1 protein-coding gene is annotated in these 255 nt (G+C 68.6%); it reads left to right on the top strand.

Annotated elements, in window-relative coordinates:
- A partial coding sequence (locus ADK64_RS14755; protein ID WP_324614401.1) for a ketoacyl-synthetase C-terminal extension domain-containing protein occupies positions 1-255 on the top strand: 255 nt, incomplete at both ends.

The raw sequence follows: 255 nt of genomic DNA, 5'->3' as shown, positions 1-255 counted from the left end.
GGTGTGCTGCCGAGGACGCTGCATGTGGACGAGCCGTCGCCGAAGGTGGACTGGTCGGCGGGTGCGGTGGAGCTGCTGACGGAGTCGCGGGAGTGGCCGGCTGCGGAGGATCGTCCGCGTCGCGCGGGTGTGTCGGCGTTCGGTATCAGTGGCACCAACGCGCATGTGATTTTGGAGGCTGCTGAAGTGCGGCCTGTGGTGGGGCGTGCGGTGGTTCCGGATGGGGTGGTGCCGTTGGTGGTGTCCGGGAAGTCG

Origin of the sequence: Streptomyces sp. MMG1121 (assembly GCF_001280015.1) — a bacterium.
Taxonomy (GTDB): domain Bacteria; phylum Actinomycetota; class Actinomycetes; order Streptomycetales; family Streptomycetaceae; genus Streptomyces.
The sequence above is the reverse complement of the archived record's forward strand: the minus strand, read 5'-3'. Positions and strand labels throughout refer to the sequence as shown.